The 16,383-nt window shown below is 70.7% G+C and carries 17 protein-coding genes; 2 read left to right on the top strand and 15 right to left on the bottom strand.

Features of this window, described 5'->3' with window-relative positions:
• From SACSA_RS24720 to dxr, 7 genes are all read right to left on the bottom strand, one after another.
• The coding region (locus SACSA_RS24720; protein ID WP_048876846.1) for an NTF2-like N-terminal transpeptidase domain-containing protein at positions 1-841 on the bottom strand (841 nt) is incomplete at its 3' end.
• A gap of 75 nt (positions 842-916) precedes the next feature.
• Complete coding sequence (locus SACSA_RS0115010; protein ID WP_019818391.1) at positions 917-1,771, bottom strand: GNAT family N-acetyltransferase; 855 nt, start codon at positions 1,769-1,771, stop codon at positions 917-919.
• Positions 1,772-1,819: 48 nt separating this feature from the next.
• Complete coding sequence (locus tag SACSA_RS0115005) at positions 1,820-2,290, bottom strand: VOC family protein (protein ID WP_019818390.1); 471 nt, start codon at positions 2,288-2,290, stop codon at positions 1,820-1,822.
• A gap of 76 nt (positions 2,291-2,366) precedes the next feature.
• The gene (locus SACSA_RS0115000) at positions 2,367-3,194 is read right to left on the bottom strand and encodes an AraC family transcriptional regulator (protein ID WP_019818389.1); all 828 of its coding nucleotides are present in this window, start codon (positions 3,192-3,194) and stop codon (positions 2,367-2,369) included.
• Positions 3,195-3,200: 6 nt separating this feature from the next.
• On the bottom strand, positions 3,201-4,361 hold the full coding sequence (gene ispG, locus SACSA_RS0114995) for a flavodoxin-dependent (E)-4-hydroxy-3-methylbut-2-enyl-diphosphate synthase (RefSeq protein WP_019818387.1): 1,161 nt from the start codon (positions 4,359-4,361) through the stop codon (positions 3,201-3,203).
• 106 nt (positions 4,362-4,467) lie between these two features.
• On the bottom strand, positions 4,468-5,676 hold the full coding sequence (locus SACSA_RS0114990) for a M50 family metallopeptidase (RefSeq protein WP_019818385.1): 1,209 nt from the start codon (positions 5,674-5,676) through the stop codon (positions 4,468-4,470).
• 3 nt (positions 5,677-5,679) lie between these two features.
• Positions 5,680-6,885, bottom strand: a complete 1,206-nt coding sequence (gene dxr, locus SACSA_RS0114985; protein WP_157596904.1) for a 1-deoxy-D-xylulose-5-phosphate reductoisomerase — start codon at positions 6,883-6,885, stop codon at positions 5,680-5,682.
• 115 nt (positions 6,886-7,000) lie between these two features.
• On the opposite strand from dxr, the gene SACSA_RS0114980 reads away from it, so the two are divergent.
• Positions 7,001-7,261: a DUF2631 domain-containing protein gene (locus SACSA_RS0114980; protein WP_019818383.1), complete on the top strand. Its 261-nt coding sequence runs from the start codon at positions 7,001-7,003 to the stop codon at positions 7,259-7,261.
• A 22-nt stretch (positions 7,262-7,283) separates the two neighbouring features.
• On the opposite strand, the gene SACSA_RS0114975 is transcribed toward SACSA_RS0114980, so the two are convergent.
• The 3 genes from SACSA_RS0114975 to SACSA_RS23175 all read right to left on the bottom strand — a co-directional run bounded on the left by SACSA_RS0114975 (position 7,284) and on the right by SACSA_RS23175 (position 10,813).
• The gene (locus SACSA_RS0114975) at positions 7,284-8,537 is read right to left on the bottom strand and encodes an ATP-binding protein (protein WP_019818382.1); all 1,254 of its coding nucleotides are present in this window, start codon (positions 8,535-8,537) and stop codon (positions 7,284-7,286) included.
• Positions 8,538-8,835: 298 nt separating this feature from the next.
• Positions 8,836-9,957: a 23S rRNA (adenine(2503)-C(2))-methyltransferase RlmN gene (rlmN, locus tag SACSA_RS0114970; protein ID WP_019818380.1), complete on the bottom strand. Its 1,122-nt coding sequence runs from the start codon at positions 9,955-9,957 to the stop codon at positions 8,836-8,838.
• A 28-nt stretch (positions 9,958-9,985) separates the two neighbouring features.
• Positions 9,986-10,813 carry a class I SAM-dependent methyltransferase gene (locus SACSA_RS23175; protein WP_019818379.1) on the bottom strand — a complete coding sequence of 276 codons (828 nt, stop codon included), beginning with the start codon at positions 10,811-10,813 and terminating at the stop codon, positions 9,986-9,988.
• Between the two features lie 80 nt (positions 10,814-10,893).
• Here SACSA_RS23175 and SACSA_RS0114960 point away from each other — a divergent pair, with 80 nt between their 5' ends.
• Positions 10,894-11,736 carry a VOC family protein gene (locus SACSA_RS0114960; RefSeq protein WP_019818378.1) on the top strand — a complete coding sequence of 281 codons (843 nt, stop codon included), beginning with the start codon at positions 10,894-10,896 and terminating at the stop codon, positions 11,734-11,736.
• A 75-nt stretch (positions 11,737-11,811) separates the two neighbouring features.
• On the opposite strand, the gene SACSA_RS0114955 is transcribed toward SACSA_RS0114960, so the two are convergent.
• The 5 genes from SACSA_RS0114955 to rpsB form a co-directional block, all read right to left on the bottom strand.
• A complete protein-coding gene (locus SACSA_RS0114955) occupies positions 11,812-12,702 on the bottom strand; it encodes a phosphatidate cytidylyltransferase (RefSeq protein ID WP_019818376.1) in 891 nt (296 codons plus the stop codon).
• A complete protein-coding gene (gene frr, locus SACSA_RS0114950; RefSeq protein WP_019818374.1) occupies positions 12,702-13,259 on the bottom strand; it encodes a ribosome recycling factor in 558 nt (185 codons plus the stop codon). The genes SACSA_RS0114955 and frr overlap by 1 nt, the downstream gene beginning before the upstream one ends.
• A gap of 2 nt (positions 13,260-13,261) precedes the next feature.
• Positions 13,262-14,011 (bottom strand): UMP kinase, encoded by a 750-nt coding sequence (pyrH, locus tag SACSA_RS0114945; RefSeq protein ID WP_019818372.1) that lies wholly within the window; start codon positions 14,009-14,011, stop codon positions 13,262-13,264.
• Between the two features lie 152 nt (positions 14,012-14,163).
• Positions 14,164-14,979, bottom strand: coding sequence for a translation elongation factor Ts (tsf, locus tag SACSA_RS0114940; RefSeq protein WP_019818371.1), 816 nt, complete (start codon positions 14,977-14,979; stop codon positions 14,164-14,166).
• A 46-nt stretch (positions 14,980-15,025) separates the two neighbouring features.
• On the bottom strand, positions 15,026-15,865 hold the full coding sequence (rpsB, locus tag SACSA_RS0114935) for a 30S ribosomal protein S2 (RefSeq protein ID WP_019818370.1): 840 nt from the start codon (positions 15,863-15,865) through the stop codon (positions 15,026-15,028).
• Positions 15,866-16,383: the final 518 nt, after the last annotated feature.

Raw genomic sequence — 16,383 nt, 5'->3', positions numbered from 1 at the left:
CCACGGTGACGACCCGCCAGCCCGCGCGTCCCTCGTCGCGCTCGGCGACCGCGGCGCGCACGGCGGGCAGGATGCGGTCGCCGAGGCCGCGATCGACCGGCAACAGCCGCTGCCTGCTGGTGAACCGCACCCCGGGCAGCTCGTAGATGTCGGGTTTGACCGAGGCGTAGTCCTCGGAACGCAACGCGGCGACCATGTACGGCGAGCCCTGCTCGGCCTCGCCCACGCCGTTCTCGATCGACTCGCGGGTGATCCGCTCGTCGAGCGGATTGAGCGCCTCGGCCAGGCTGTCGACGACCTCGCCGAGCTCCTCTCCCGCCTCGTCCGGGTGCAGCAGCACGCTGACGACCCTGTCCGGGCGCATCAGCTGGGCGCCGTCCCGGTCGAGCACCGGAGCGAGTTCGGGTTCCTCGGTGCGCAGGGCCAGCGTCTGCCCCGCGGCCAGCTCCGGGTGCACGACCGCGGGACGGAACCGGATCGTCCACTCGCCGTCGGTCTCGTGCAGCCGCGCCGTCGCGGAGTACCCGAACGTCCGGCCCTGGCCCAGGTCCCAGTCGAGGCGGTAGTCCGCGTCGGCCCGGCCGTCGTTCTCGTGCACCTCGTCCAGCGACGCGGACACCGACTTCGGCTCCAGCGCCTCCCTGGCCTGGTCGAACACCGCGCGGGCAGCGTCGGGCGAGTCGGTCAACCGGGCCGCGACTGCGGTATCCCCGGAACTGAACGCGTCGAGAAACCGGCGGGCGATCTCCTCGGGACCGTCCCCGCCGAACACACCGCATCCGCTCAGCACCAGCACCGGCACGAGGACACCGGCGCCCGCGGGGTGGGCTCGTCTACGCACGCCGCTCAGTATGCCGACCGTACGCCGTACGTGGGCGGGAATGCGGCGGATCACACCGCCTCCGCCGGCGCCGCGTCAGAAGAGCACGGTCGCGTAACGGCCGACCTGACGGAAGCCGATCCGCCGGTAGGCCGCCAACGCGGGCGTGTTGTAGGAGTTGACGTACAGGCTGGCGGTGCGGCCGAGACCCCGCACCAGCCGGTCGGCCACGGCGGCCGTGCCTGCGGCGCCGAGACCGCGCCCCCGGTGCCGGGGGTGGACCCAGACACCCTGGATCTGCCCGACGTGCTCGGACAGCGCACCCACCTCGGCCTTGAACACGACCTCGCCGTCCTCGAACCGGGCGAACGCCCGACCGCTGGTGATCAGCTCGGACACCCGCGCGCGGTAGCCCGCTCCACCGTCACCGGCCCTGGGGTCGGCTCCGACCTCCTCACGGAACATCGCCACGGCCGCGGGGAAGTAGGCGTCCAGCTCCGCGGCGCGCACCGGCCGCACGCGCGCGTCGGGTGCGACCGCCGGGTCGCGGTCGAGCGCCATCAAGGGCTGATCGGGCCGGACCTCCCGTGCGGGACCCCACTCGTCGGCGAGCTGCTCCCACAGGCCGAGCACCTGGTCGGCGGGCCCGACCAGCGACGAGCAGGCACGCGGCCTGCGCAGCGCCCGGTCGGCGAACGATCGCAGCGCCGGACCGTTGCCGGACAGCGGAATCAGATTCGGGCCCGCGAAGCACAGCCCGTGCAGTACGCCCGTCCGCAGGTACCGGCCGTCGGTTCCCCACAGCTCGCCGCCGAGCCGCCACGGGTCGAGCCCGGCCAGTTCCACGCGCGCGGACACCATGCAGCTGCCCACCGGGTCCGCGGCGAGCGCCGCGTGGACCGCCGGGTAGTCCCGTTCATCGAGCAGCCTCGCACCGGCCAGCCGCAACACATGTCAAGATTGCCAGATGATTCCCCCGGATGGGACTCCCAAGGCGCGTCAGGCACCGGGGTAGGTGCCGAAGTTCCAGGCGTTGCCGTCCGGGTCGGCCACCGTGGTCTCCCGGGAGCCGTAATCGGTGTCCATCGGTTCGCGGATGAGCCGTGCCCCGGCACGCCGTGCGCGCTCGGCGACCGCATCGGGATCGGCGGTCACCACGTAGACGGCGTGGCCGCCGACGGACCCGGCCGCCTCGTTGGGCTCGCGGTGCGCCGCCGAGCCGTACATCACGCCGCCGCCCTCGGGCCAGCGCAGCTCGCCGTGCAGGATCTCGCCGTTCTCGCCGGTGATGGTGCGGGTCTCGGTGAAGCCGAGGACATCGACGAGCAGCCGCCGGGCCGCCTCCGCGTCGGAGAACCGCAGGGCGGGCCACACGCCGGGGCCCGGCCGGGGAGAGGTGGCCGCGTCGCCGGTGGCCGGCTCGCCCGTGGTCCCTGTGGTCGTGGTCTTGGTGTGTTCCGGAGTCGTCATGACACCGATTCTGCGCCGGTGCGGCGGGGCCGGTCTTGCAGAAATGGGAACCGTCCCGGCCCCACGGCGCGGAGTGTCAGGGGCGGGCACCCTCCCGTAGATCGGGCAGCTCCTCGGTGAGCCAGGTCCGCGGCGAACACCCGGCCAGCGTGCGCCACTCGTGACTCAGGTGCGCCTGATCGGAGTATCCGCACGCCACGGCAAGCCCGGCGAGGTCGATTCGCCGGTCCTGACGCAGCAGCCTGCCCGCGCGTTCGAACCGGAGGATGCGCGCCGCCTGTTTGGGCGACACGCCCGTGGCGGCGCGGAACCGGTCGGCGAGGTGCCTGCGGCTCCAGCCGACCTCACGGGCGAGCGCCTCGACCCGCACGGTCCCTGCCGAGCGGGTGAGGCGCTGCCAGGCCCATCCCACCTCCGGCGGCGGTTCGGCCACCTCGCGCAGGTGCGCGCGCAGCGCCGCGTCCACGGCCGCGAACGTGCTGGGCCAGTCCGGCGCCTCGGCCACCTGGTCGGCCAACAGCGCCAGCCCCGGCGCACCGAGATCACCGAGAGCGACCACGTCTTCGCACAGCTCCGCCGCGCCGACACCGAGCAGCGCCCGCAGGCCCAGCGGTTCGAGCTGCACCTGCACACCCGCCTGCGGCCGGTCCCGCCCGATCAGCACGGGCGCGAGAGCCAGGCCTCCGACCAGGCCCCGCGCGGTCACCGGCGCCCGGTCCGCACGCGGCATCCCGACCAGCGGAACGGGATCGTCGAGGCTGACGACGAGCGTGGCGTGCCCGGTCGGCAGCCCCCGGTGCACCGTGGACGCGGGCGGATATCCGGCGTAACCGATGTAGCGCGTGACGACGCGCCGTAGCGCCGGATCAGGCGCCCGGACGTAGTGCCCCGGGGTGCGCCGCACGCCGCCTCAGCTCACGGTGACGACCGGTTCCCCGGATTCCCCGGCCTCCCCCAGCTCGCCGTTCTCCTCGGCGATGCGCATGGCCTCGTCGATCAGCGTCTCCACGATCTGATGCTCGGGGACGGTCTTGATGACCTCGCCCTTGACGAAGATCTGTCCCTTGCCGTTGCCGGAGGCCACGCCGAGGTCGGCCTCGCGCGCCTCCCCGGGACCGTTGACCACGCAGCCCATGACGGCCACGCGCAGCGGCACCTCCATGCCGGAGAGTCCGGCGGTGACCTCGTCGGCGAGCTTGTAGACGTCGACCTGGGCCCGGCCGCAGGACGGGCACGACACGATCTCGAGCTTGCGCGGGCGCAGATTCAGCGACTCCAGGATCTGCGCGCCGACCTTGACCTCCTCGACCGGTGGCGCGGACAGCGACACCCGGATGGTGTCGCCGATGCCCTGCCGCAGCAGCGCGCCGAAGGCCACCGACGACTTCACGGTGCCCTGGAACGCGGGCCCGGCCTCGGTCACGCCGAGGTGCAGCGGGTAGTCGCACTGCTCGGCCAGGATCTCGTAGGCCCGCACCATCACGACCGGGTCGTTGTGCTTGACCGAGATCTTGAGGTCCTCGAAGCCGTGCTCGGCGAACAGCGACGCCTCCCACAGCGCCGACTCGGCCAGCGCCTCGGGGGTGGCCTTGCCGTGCTTGGCCATCAGCCGCGGGTCGAGCGAGCCCGCGTTGACCCCGATCCGGATCGGTGTGCCGTGGTCGGAAGCCGCCCGGGCGATCTCGGCGACCTTGTCGTCGAACTTCTTGATGTTGCCCGGGTTGACCCGCACACCCGCGCATCCGGCCTCGATCGCGGCGAAGACGTATTTCGGCTGGAAGTGGATGTCGGCGATCACCGGAATCTGGGACTTCGCGGCGATGGCGGGCAGTGCCTCGGCGTCGTCCGCGCTGGGGCACGCCACTCGCACGATGTCACAGCCGGAGGCGGTCAACTCGGCGATCTGCTGGAGAGTGGCGTTGACGTCCGCGGTCACGGTGGTCGTCATCGACTGCACCGAGATGGGGTGGTCGCTTCCGACGCCGACGGGCCCGACCTGGAGCTGCCGGGTCTTGCGGCGTTCGGAGAGCACGGGGGCGGGGGTGGAGGGCAGGCCCAAGTCGACGGTCATCGCATCCTCTTCCACTTCGGCGTTTCGCTGCCTGGCCGTGGTCCACAATACGTGAGCGCACCCCGGCCACGGGAGCGTTCACCACCCACCGGTGTGGACGCCCTCGTCATTGCGGCATGATCCGGATCGGGTTGACGATGTCGGCGGTCACGGTGAGCAGGAGAAACCCACCACCGATCACGATGACGACAGCGGTCACGGCGCTGAGCTTGCTGTAGTCGGCGGGCCCGCCCGGCGCCTTGCCCCGGAGCTTGCGCAGCACGTCACGTACCCGTTCGTACCAGGTCACGGCGATGTGCCCACCGTCGAGCGGCAGCAGCGGCAGCAGGTTGAAGATGCCGACGAAGAAGTTCAGGCTCGCCAACAGCAGGAGGAACACCTCCCACAGCCCCTGCTCGACCGCCTCGCCGCCGATGCGGCTCGCGCCCACCACGCTGACCGGGGTCTCGGGGTCGCGCTCGGCCCCGAAGATCGCCTCGACCACGGCGGGGACCTTCTCCGGCAGTTCGAGAAGCCGCTGCCAGGTTTGCACCATGATGTCGCCGGTGAAGGTCACCGAAGCCCCCACGGCCTCGACGGGCCCGTACGGGATGAGCCCGGCGCGCGCGGCGCCGATGGCGCCGACCTCCTCGGTCCCGCCGCCCGGCGCCGGACGAGTGACCTTCGTCACGTCCACGGTCAGCGTGCGCCGCTCACCGTCGCGCAGCACCGTCAGCGTGGTGGGGCCGGACGCGTTCTGCACCTGCCGGAGCACGTCCGGCCAGGTCGTCACCGGTGCACCGCCGACGCCGACGATCTCGTCACCGGACTCGAGGCCCGCCGCGCGGGCCGGTGCCGGGTCGGTGGGACGGCAGGTCGGGTCGTTGTACTGCTCGACGGTCGTGGCGCTGCGCACGCACTCGGAGACCTCGCCGATCACCGGCCGGTTGTCCAGGTTCGGCAGGCCCATCGACACCGCCATGATGACCAGCACGAGGAAGCCGAGCACGAAGTGGGTGAACGATCCGGCCGCCAGCACCACCGTGCGCTTCCACGTCGGGTACCGCCACATCGCGCGCGGGGCCTCGTCCGGCTTGACCTCGTCGAGCGCGGTCATGCCCGCGATGTCGCAGAACCCGCCGAGCGGAATCCACTTCAGCCCGTACTCGGTCTCACCGCGGCGGAAGGAGAACACCGTCGGGCCGAAGCCGACGAAGTAGCGCCGGACCTTCATGCCGAACGCCTTCGCGGTGGCCATGTGGCCCGCCTCGTGCAGAGCGACCGAGACGCAGATGCCGAGCGCGAAGAGCGCGACCCCCAGGATGTAGACGAGCACCCGCTACTTCCCTCCCGAACCGATTGTCAGGGCACGCTCGCGCGCCCATTCTTCCGCAGCGAGCACGTCGGCCACGTCGCGGGGCGGACGTGCCCACTCGTCGGCGGCCTCCACCACCCTGCTCACAGTGTCCACGATGGACGTGAAGCCGGTGTTCCCTCCGAGGAAGTCCTCCACGAGCCGCTCGTTGGCCGCGTTGAACACCGCGGGCAGGCATCCGCCCCGGGAGCCGACGTGCCGGGCCAGCTCGACGGCGGGGAACGCCTCACCGTCCAGCGGTTCGAACACCCAGGTCGCGGCCTCGTCCCACCGGCACGCCGGTGCCGCGTCCGGCACACGACGCGGCCAGTGCAACGCCAGCGCGATCGGCAGGCGCATGTCCGGCGGGGACGCCTGGGCCAGGGTGGAGCCGTCGACGAAGGTCACCATGGAGTGCACGACCGACTGCGGGTGCACGACCACGTCGATGCGCTCGCACGGGATGTCGAACAGCAGGTGTGCCTCGATCAGTTCGAGTCCCTTGTTCACCATCGTGGCCGAGTTGATCGTGACGAGCGGCCCCATCGCCCAGGTCGGGTGGGCCAACGCGTCCTCCACGGTGACCCGCGCCATCTGCTCGCGCGTGCGGCCCCGGAACGGCCCGCCCGAGGCGGTGAGCACCAGGCGGTCCACCTCGTCGGCGGCACCGCCGCGCAGCGCCTGCGCGAGCGCGGAATGCTCTGAGTCGACCGGCACGATCTGGCCCGGCTTGGCGGCGGCCGACACCAGCGGACCACCCGCGACGAGCGACTCCTTGTTCGCCAACGCGAGCGTGGCGCCCGTCTCCAGCGCCCGCAGCGTCGGCCGGAGCCCCTGGGAGCCGGGCATGCCGTTGAGCACCAGGTCGGCGGGTGCGGCCTCGATCAGCTGCTCCACCGCGTCCGACCCGGCGAACACGCGCGGCAGCCGGAACTCGCCGCGCGCGTAGCCACGCCGCTGTGCCTCGGTGTAGAGGGCGAGCTGGAGATCCTCCACGGCGGTCGGCCGGGTCACGGCGACGGCCCCGGCTCCGTGTGTCAGGACCTGTTCGGCCAGTAATCCCGGGTCGGAACCGCCCGCGGCGAGGCCGACGACCTGGAAGAGGTCCGGATTGCGCCCGGTGACGTCGAGTGCCTGGGTGCCGATCGAGCCGGTGGACCCGAGGACCAGCACGGTGCGTGGTGTGCTCATCGTGACCATTGTCGCCGACGTCCCCCCGGACCGGGTGAGCAGGCGTGTGGGATCATCTGTGTGTCCCGTGCTGTGCGGATCGGGGCAGGCACCACCCGCAGGTGAGGAGTGAATCGTGGCAGGCAAGGCTGTCGAGAAGCGCACCGGTAGCGACGTCGACCCGCGCGACGAGCCGTCGGCCGAGTGGGGCTGGCACGGCACCTTCCCCAAGGCCACACGCGCGGCGGGCTGGTTCACCGCGGCGGTCATGTTCCTCATGCTGATCGGTAACCACGAGAACCGGACCGAGGACGTCGTGCTCATCGTCCTCGGCGTCGGCATCATCGCGGGCCTGCTGTTCGACATCAAGCGCCGCCGCACGTCCTGGCGGCAGTGACACCCTTCCTGCTTTCGACACGTCAGGGGGCCAGCCGCCACAGGGCCTCGATCGGCAACGCCCGGATGCGCTCCCCGAACGGCAACGTGTGCGCACCGGTGTAGAGGACGTACCCGGCGACGAACCGGTCGCCCAGGCGAGCGGCGAGATGCCGGAGCCCACGCACATCCTCGGAGCGCACGGTGGCACCCGCCTTGACCTCCACCGCGATCACGCGGCCGTCCGGCGTCTCCACCAGGACATCAACCTCCACCTTGTCCTTGGTGCGGTAGTGATACAGCGTTCCCCGTTGCTGTGACCAGGTCAGTTGCCGCGCCAACTCCATGGTGACGAGGTTTTCCAGCATGGCCCCCGACGCGCCGCCGGGCTCCGCGAGCTGCCCGGCGTCTTGGCCGAGCAGATGGCAGGCGATCCCGGTATCGACGAACGCGAGCTTCGGAGTGCGAACCGCACGCTGGGTGTGCCCCGAAGACCATGCCGGAATCCTCTTGACGAGGAACACCGACGACAACAAGTCGAGGTAACGCACGACGGTCGTCCGCGGTATCCCGCTCTCTCCGGCCAGTGCGCCCGGAACGAGCAACCCGGCCGCGCGACCGGCCAACAGGGACAACAGGGCGAACACATCGCGACGCCGTTCGATATCGGTGAGCTCGAGTACGTCCCGCTCGATGAGCGTCGAGAGGTACGAGTCGAAAAACGCCGCTCGTCGGCGCGGCCTGCGCCGTACCGCCTCCGGGAAACCTCCGACGACCGCTCGTTCCACATAGTCCCGCCGACGCAGGGACGACGTGTGCTCAAGCGCCGGGCCGTGGGTGAACGCCGCATCGACGAACGCGTCCGGCCCGCCGCTGATCTCGCCCTGAGACAGCGGCCACAGCTCGATGATCTCCATGCGTCCGGGCAGCGCGTCCGGTAGCGAACGCAACGCGAGTACACGCGATGACCCCGTGAGGAGGAACTGGCCGGGACGTGGGTCGAGATCCACCGTCAGTTTGATCGGTCCGAGAAGACCCGGAGCGAGCTGGATCTCGTCGATGACCATCAGCCCGCTGTGCTCGACGAAACCGGTGGGGTCGTACTCGGCCGAGTCCCGTGTGGCCGGATCGTCGAGCAGCCGGTGTACGACCTGGTCGACGCGCTGGGACACGAGTCGGGTGAGGGTGCTCTTACCCGCCTGCCGGGCACCGTTGAGCAGAATCACCCGTGTGTCGCCCAGCGCTTCGGAGACGACGGCTTCCGCCTTGCGCGGAATGAGTTCGGCAGCGTGAACCACCCGAGCAGTATGCACGCATCTCGTGATCAGTGGTCACTTGGCCGCTCGATCCGTGGTCATTTGGCCGCTGGCCCCGTGGTCACTTGGCCGCTAGTCCCGTGGTCACTTGGCCGCTGTCTGCGTGGTCACTTGGCCGCTCGGTCCGTGGCCATTTGGCCGCTGGTCCTGTGGTCATTTCGCCGCTGGTTGCGTGGTCACCTGGCCGCTAGTCACCTGGCCGCCGGCGGAGAAGTCGGCCGCGGCTGGCCACCCTGGCCGTGGCAGCTCGCCGTGGCGCTCTGCCCGGCGATTCCCGGCGTCAGTTCTCCGCCGCGAGCTGGCCGCACGCCGCGGCGATCTCCTGGCCGCGCGTGTCACGCACGGTGCAGGGCACGCCCGCCTCGTTGACCCGGCGCACGAACTCGCGCTCCACATCCTTGGGGCTGGCGTCCCACTCGCTGCCGGGGGTGGGGTTGAGCGGGATGACGTTGACGTGCACCAGATGGCCGAGGTGCTCGCGCAGCCGCCGGCCCAGCAGGTCCGCTCGCCACGGCTGATCGTTGCGGTCCCGGATCAACGCGTACTCGATCGACACCCGCCTGCCGGTCGTGTCCGCGTAGTAGCGCGCCGCCGTCAGTACCTCGGAGATCGACCAGCGGTTGTTCACCGGAACCAGCTCGTCGCGCAGCTCGTCGTCCGGAGCGTGCAGCGACACCGCGAGCCGCACCTGCATGCGCTCGTCGGCGAGCTTGCGGATCGCGGGCGCCAGCCCGACCGTGGACACCGTGACCGACCGCTGCGAAATGCCCAGTCCGGCCGGCGCGGGGTCGGTGATGCGCCGCACGGCGCCGAGCACCCTGCGGTAGTTCGCCAGCGGCTCACCCATGCCCATGAACACGATGTTCGACAGCCTGCCCGGGCTGGGCTCGCCGTCGGAGCCGGGCATCGACCCGTCCCGCATTTCGGCCGCGGCGGCGCGCACCTGGTCCACGATCTCGGCCGTGGACAGGTTCCGGTCGAGCCCACCCTGCCCGGTGGCGCAGAACGGGCACGCCATGCCACATCCGGCCTGGCTGGAGATGCACAGGGTCGCCCGGTCCGGATAGCGCATCAGCACGCTCTCCAGCAGGGTGCCGTCGTGCGCGCGCCACAGTGTCTTGCGGGTACTGCCACCGTCGCAGTCGACCGCGCGCACCCGGGTGAGCAGCGCGGGCATCAACTCCCCGACCAGGCGCTCCCGGGACGCCGCGGGGATGTCGGTCATCGCCTCCGGGTCGACGGTCAGCCGGGAGAAGTAGTGGTGCGACAGTTGCTTGGCGCGGAAGGGTTTCTCACCCAGTTCGGCGACAGCCTCGGCGCGCTCGGCCGTGTTCAGGTCAGCGAGGTGCCTGCTGGGCATCCCGCGGCGGGGCGCGTCGAAGACGAGGGGCAGTGCAGTCATGGCTTTCCCATTCTCCCACGCCCGGTGGTCACGATCCCGGCAGGTCGTCGGCAACGGACACGCGTGACGGCGGGGACAGGGCCGTCGACCGAGCCGACGGCGGGGACACGACCACCGGCGCGGCGGGCGCGTGCCGGAGGAGCACCCGGTAGCCCACCGGCAGGTCGAGCGGGCCGCCCTCGGTGCCCCGGTTGCGCCGCAGGGTCTCCACGATGGCCCGTTCGGCGGTGCGCGGGCTGAACTCGATCCGCAGGATGGCTTCCATCGCCGCCCGGTCCGGAAACCGCCAGCGGGTGCGCACACGGTGGCAGGTGAAGCCGGCCTCGGCGAAGAACTCGTCCACCGCATCGGCCCGGTACCGGGGCAGATCCGCGCGCATCCACTCGCCGTAGGGTTCGTCCCGGGCGTCCAAATCCACCACGACCAGCGCTCCACCGGGCCGGAGCACCCGATCGGCCTCGCGCAGACCTGGCTCACACCCGGGCCCGAAGAAGTACGCCGTGCGGGCGTGCAGCACATCGACGCTCGCCTCGGGCAGGGGCAACCGCTGCGCGGTACCGCGCCGCACCGTGACGTGGTCGTGCCCGTCGACGCGGCGCCGCGCCGCACGCACCAGGGCCGGGTGCGGCTCGACTCCGGTCACCGACTTGGCCGCCACCGCGAGCCGGGGCAGGTGAAACCCGTCGCCGCAGCCCACGTCCACCACGTCGGCACCCGCCCAGGACACGAGCCGCGCGAGCAGTGCCCAGACGGCGCCGTCGGAGTCCTGCGCCTCGTTCTCACGGGCATACGTCTCCGGGTGGTACCAGATGTTGGGGCTCGGCACGACCTCACCGCGCCGCCGGAAGATTCGCACGAGTGCCAGCGTATCGGCCCCCGGGTGCTCTAAGATCAACACCGATCCGACCGGTGCGCACGCCGCCCAGGGAGGTGGACATGTCTTCCGGCACTCCGGCGTCGGCGGCGATCCCCCCGGGAACGCCATGCTGGGTCGAGCTCGCGGCTGCCGACGAACCGGCGGCGCGCCGCTTCTACGGCGACCTGTTCGGCTGGGACTTCCACGTCAAGCGCGACCCGGTCGCCACCAACCGCCGCTACACCATCGCACTGGCCGACGGCGTGGAGGTCGCAGGCCTGTACCAGGCGGCACCGGGCCAGCCGACCGGCTGGTCGGTGCACCTGGCCGTGAGCAACGCCGCCGCGACCGTCGGCTGGGTGGAGCATCTCGGCGGCGTTATCCGCCTGGGACCGATCGAGATCCCCGACCGGGGCACGGTGGTGCATGCCACCGACCCCGCGGGGGTGCCGGTCGTGTTCTGGGAGCCGCCCGCGAACTGGATGCTCGGTGCCGACCTGCCCGGCATGTTCAGCGGAGCTGACCTCAACACCCACGACGGCGCCCGCGCGGACGACTTCTACCTCCGGCTTTTCGGCTTCACCGCCGAGCAGATCGGACGCGACGGCATCGACTACGCGGAATGGCGGACGGGCCAGCAGCCGGTCCTGTACCGCTATGTGGTGGACCCGGCACTGCGCTCGTCACTGGCCCCGCACTGGATGCTCTACTTCGGGGTCGACCCCGCGCGCGGTGCCGACGCCGTGTCCGGCCACGCGATCATGCTGGGCGGCACGGTGCTCATCGAGCCCTACGACACGCCGTTCGGCCGCACGGCCGTGCTCAGCGACGCCGAGGGCCTGATGTTCTCGGTGGTCGACCGCTCGCGCCCGGTCGACCTCGGCGTCGGCCGGGCCGAGGTCGACGACCCCCACGACAACTGAACCGGACCGGCGCGGCAGGACAGGGCCCGCACGCGGCACCGATCCGGGACGGGCGTTGTCGTGCCCGCCTCTTGCTCATGCGGGCACGAACGCGCTCAGCAGCAGCCACGACACGACCGCCGACGGCAGCAGCGAGTCGAGCCGGTCCATCAGGCCGCCGTGGCCGGGCAGGGTGTTGCCCATGTCCTTGATGCCGAGATCCCGCTTGATCAGCGACTCCATGAGATCACCCAGGGTCGCGGTCAGCACCACGGCGGCGCCGAAGAGCACGCCCTGCCAGGCGGCACCGTCGAGCAGGAACATCAGCGACAGCGAACCTCCGACCACGCCCGCGGTCAGCGAGCCCCCGAAACCCTCCCAGGTCTTCTTCGGGCTGATGGCGGGTGCCATCGGATGCTTACCGCCGAGCACCCCGGCGATGTAGCCGCCGGTATCGCAGGCGACGACGACGATCAGGAACGCCAGCACCCTGCCGACCCCGTCGGCGGGCGGGACGAGCATCGCGGCGAACGCCGCGAACAACGGCAGGTAGGCCGCGGCGAACACCGAGGCGGCGACGTCTCGCAGGTAGCCGTCGGCCCCGCTCCGCAATCGCCACAGCAGACAGGCCAGAACCGTCACCACGAAGGCGGTCACCGCGCCCTCGCGGCCGAACGGCCACGCCAGCCAGATCATCGCCTGCCCACCCACCAGGACGGGCACGAGGGCGATGCGGATGCCTGCCGAGCGGCGCAACGCGCCCGCGAATTCGATGGTGCCCACCACGATCGCGGCCGCGATGATGCCGATGAACAGGTAGCGAACGGTGAACAACGATCCCAGGATCGCCGCACCCAGTGCCACCCCGACGGCGATCGCCGCGGGCAGGTCGCGCCCGGCCCGGGACGGTGTCCGGCCGGGACCGCCCGCGCCGTCCGGTCCCGCCGCGCCGCCGGAATCGGCCTGGTGGTCGCTCACGGTTGTCATCAGACCTCGAGCAGCTCGGATTCCTTGTGCTTGACAAGCTCCTCGACCTGATGGACGTACTTGTCGGTCAGGTTCTGCAGCTCCTTCTCCGCGCGGGCGACGTGGTCCTCGCCCGCCTCACCGTCCTTGGCGATGCGGTCGAGCTCTTCCTTGGCCTTGCGCCGGACGCTGCGGATGGAGATCTTGGCGTCCTCGCCCTTGCCCTTGGCGAGCTTGACCATCTCCTTGCGCCGCTCCTCGGTGAGCTGGGGGATGACGACGCGGATGAGGGTGCCGTCGTTACTCGGGTTGACCCCGAGGTCGGAATCCCTGATCGCCTTCTCGATCGTGCCGAGCTGCGAGGCGTCGTAGGGCTTGATGACCGCCATCCTGGCCTCGGGCACGTTGATGCTCGCGAGCTGATTCAGCGGCGTCGGAGCACCGTAGTACTCCACGGTGATGCGGGAGAACATGGTCGGTGTGGCCCTGCCGGTGCGCACCGACGACAGATCCTCCTTCGCGAAGGACACCGCCTTCTCCATTTTCTCTTCGGCGTCGAAGAGGGTCTCGTCGATCACGGCTACTCCAGATGTGTGGGGGTACTGACCAACGTGCCGATCCTCTCACCACTGACGGCGCGAGCGATGTTGCCCTCGGTGAGAAGGTTGAACACGATGATCGGCATGTTGTTGTCCATGCACAGGCTGAAGGCCGTGGTGTCGGCGACCTTGAGCCCCTTCTCCAGCACCTCGCGGTGGCGGATGCTCTCGAACAGCATCGCCTCCGGATCGCTCTTCGGGTCGGCGCTGTACACACCGTCCACCGCCTTGGCCATCAGCACGACATCGCAGCTGATCTCCAGCGCGCGCTGTGCGGCGGCGGTGTCGGTGGAGAAGTACGGCATGCCGGTTCCGGCACCGAAGATGACCACACGTCCCTTCTCCAGGTGCCGTTCGGCGCGGCGGGGGATGTAGGGCTCGGCGACCTGCCCCATCGTGATGGCCGACTGGACCCGGGAGGGCACGCCCTCCTTCTCCATGAAGTCCTGCAAGGCGAGCGAGTTCATCACCGTGCCGAGCATGGCCATGTAGTCCGCCCGGTCACGGTCCATGCCCCGCTGGGACAGCTCCGCGCCGCGGAAGAAGTTACCCCCGCCGATCACGACGGCGACCTGGGCCCCGGACCGCACGACGTCGGCGATCTGGCGGGCGACGGAGTGCACCACATCCGGGTCGACGCCGAGCGAGCCGCCGCCGAACATCTCGCCGCCCAGCTTGAGCAGCACACGCCGGTATCCCTGCGCGAGCCTGCCGGTGCCGTCCTCGTTCATCTCGCCTCCGCGCTCTCGTGCTGGCTCCTGTGCTGCCCTCGTCGCACCGTGCCCGGCTAGCTCTGCCTTACCCCGGGCACGGCCCATCTCACACACCTGTGCCCCGCCCCCTGGACTGGCGGGAGACGGGGCACGGTGTGCACCGGGGTCGGTCAGGCCTGGCCGACCTCGAACCGGACGAACCGGGTGAGCGTCACGCCCGCCTCGTCCATCAGCTCCTTGACCGTCTTCTTGTTGTCGGTCACCGACGGCTGCTCCAGCAGGACCGAGTCCTTGTAGAAGGCGTTGACCTTCCCCTCGATGATCTTGGGGAGGGCCTGCTCGGGCTTGCCTTCCTCACGCGCGGTCTGCTCGGCGATCCGCTTCTCGTTGTCCACCATCTCGGCAGGGACGTCGTCCCGGGTGAGGTACTTCGGCTTGAGCGCGGCCACCTGCAGCGCCGCGTTCCGCGCCGCCTCCTCGTCGTCACCGTCGTACTCGACCAGCACCCCGACGGCGGGCGGCAAGCCCGCGCCCCGGCGGTGGAGGTACGTGTTGACCTTGCCCTCGAACGCCGCGACCCGGCGCAGCTCCAGCTTCTCACCGATCTTGGCGGCCAGCTCCTGGACGACCTCGCCGACGGTCTTGCCGTCGAGCTCGGCGGCCTTGAGCTGCTCCACGTCCGAGGTGCGCAGGCGCTTGGCCACCTCGACGATCTTGTCGGCGAGCGCGGTGAACTCGTCGTTCTTGGCGACGAAGTCGGTCTCCGAGTTCAGCTCGATCAGCACCCCGCCGTCCCCGGCGACCAGGCCCTCGGCGGTGGCGCGCTCGGCGCGCTTGCCGACGTCCTTGGCACCCTTGATGCGCAGGTACTCGACGGCCTTGTCGAAGTCGCCGTCGCTCTCCTCCAGCGCCTTCTTGCAGTCCATCATGCCCGAGCCGGTGAGCTCGCGAAGGCGCTTGACGTCTGCGGCGGTGTAGTTCGCCATCGTGCGTGTGTTCCGTTCCCTCGTGCGGTTTACGCGTCGACTGTGGTCAGGAGGCGGTGGTCTGCTCGGTGGACTGGCCGCCGGAGGCGCCCGCGTCGGAACCGGCGAGCAGCTCCTGCTCCCACTCGGCCAGCGGCTCGTCGGTGGCCACACCGGCCTCCGGCTTCTCCTCGCCCTCGGGGGCGGAGCCGTTACGGCCGGAACGGGCCATCAGCCCGGCGGCCGAGGCCTCGGCGACGACCTTGGTCAGCAGCGCGGCCGAGCGGATCGCGTCGTCGTTGCCCGGGATCGGGTAGTCGACCTCGTCCGGGTCGCAGTTGGTGTCCAGGATCGCCACGACCGGGATGCCCAGCTTGCGCGCCTCGCCGACCGCGATGTGCTCCTTCTTGGTGTCGACGATCCACACCGCGCTGGGCACCTTCGACATGTCCCGGATACCACCGAGGGTCCGCTCCAGCTTGTCCTTCTCCCGGGTGAGGGTCAGGATCTCGCGCTTGGTCAGGCCCTGGAAGCCGCCGGTCTGCTCCTGCGCCTCCAGCTCCTTGAGGCGCTGCAGACGCTTGTGCACGGTCTGGAAGTTGGTCAGCATGCCACCCAGCCAGCGCTGATTGACATACGGCATCCCGACCCGGAGCGCCTCGTTGGCGATGGCCTCCTGCGCCTGCTTCTTGGTGCCGACGAACAGGATCGTGCCGCCGTGGGCGACGGTCTCCTTGACGAACTCGAACGCGCGGTCGATGTAGGACAGCGTCTGCTGCAGGTCGATGATGTAGATGCCGTTGCGCTCGGTGAGGATGTAGCGCTTCATCTTCGGATTCCAGCGGCGGGTCTGGTGCCCGAAGTGCACGCCGGAATCGAGCAGCTGCTTCATGGTGACGACGGCCATGGCCGGATTCGCACCTCTTCTGTGTTGAGCGCACCGGGCACGCAGGCCTCGGCACGCGGTGGCCGGTTGTCGCGGAGGGTCGGGTGACCCACCGCCCTGGTGCCGTGCGGGCACCCGGACTCCGCGGATGGGCTCGCCGTCGCTCGCCGCCGTGAAGACCGCCGGGCACCCGTGTCGCCGCGCCCGCCGGAGACGACGGACGCGGACACGCACGTGCACGCGAAGTCAACCTGTGCGTACACAGGCTGCGTTGATGATTGTACGCCGTGGGCGGGTCGGCGCTCGACTCGGTGGGCACACCCGGTGCCACGGGTTCCGTACGCGGACCGGTTGTCCACAGATCCCCGCCCGCGCGCGAGAACGGAGCCCGTGCACGGGTGGCCTCCGGCAGGCTCGCCCCCATGAGAGCAGACCCAGCGACGTGGGCTCGCGCGGTCCTGTGGGTGCCGGTTCTCGGTGCCGTGCTCACGGGCGTGCTCCCCGCCGGCACGCCGGCGCCGACCGCGGCGACCGCGCCG

The sequence above is a fragment of the Saccharomonospora saliphila YIM 90502 genome, from assembly GCF_000383795.1.
GTDB lineage: Bacteria > Actinomycetota > Actinomycetes > Mycobacteriales > Pseudonocardiaceae > Saccharomonospora > Saccharomonospora saliphila.
The sequence above is the reverse complement of the archived record's forward strand: the minus strand, read 5'-3'. Positions and strand labels throughout refer to the sequence as shown.

What these genes read in the sequence shown, in the direction of transcription:
- SACSA_RS0114960 (WP_019818378.1), top strand. Translation starts at nt 10,894, where the DNA reads ATGTCTTCCGGCACTCCGGCGTCGGCGGCGATCCCCCCGGGAACGCCA.
- rpsB (WP_019818370.1), bottom strand. Translation starts at nt 15,865, where the DNA reads ATGGCCGTCGTCACCATGAAGCAGCTGCTCGATTCCGGCGTGCACTTC.
- SACSA_RS0114955 (WP_019818376.1), bottom strand. Translation starts at nt 12,702, where the DNA reads ATGACAACCGTGAGCGACCACCAGGCCGATTCCGGCGGCGCGGCGGGA.
- SACSA_RS0115005 (WP_019818390.1), bottom strand. Translation starts at nt 2,290, where the DNA reads ATGACGACTCCGGAACACACCAAGACCACGACCACAGGGACCACGGGC.
- dxr (WP_157596904.1), bottom strand. Translation starts at nt 6,885, where the DNA reads ATGAGCACACCACGCACCGTGCTGGTCCTCGGGTCCACCGGCTCGATC.
- tsf (WP_019818371.1), bottom strand. Translation starts at nt 14,979, where the DNA reads ATGGCGAACTACACCGCCGCAGACGTCAAGCGCCTTCGCGAGCTCACC.
- ispG (WP_019818387.1), bottom strand. Translation starts at nt 4,361, where the DNA reads ATGACCGTCGACTTGGGCCTGCCCTCCACCCCCGCCCCCGTGCTCTCC.
- pyrH (WP_019818372.1), bottom strand. Translation starts at nt 14,011, where the DNA reads ATGAACGAGGACGGCACCGGCAGGCTCGCGCAGGGATACCGGCGTGTG.
- rlmN (WP_019818380.1), bottom strand. Translation starts at nt 9,957, where the DNA reads ATGACTGCACTGCCCCTCGTCTTCGACGCGCCCCGCCGCGGGATGCCC.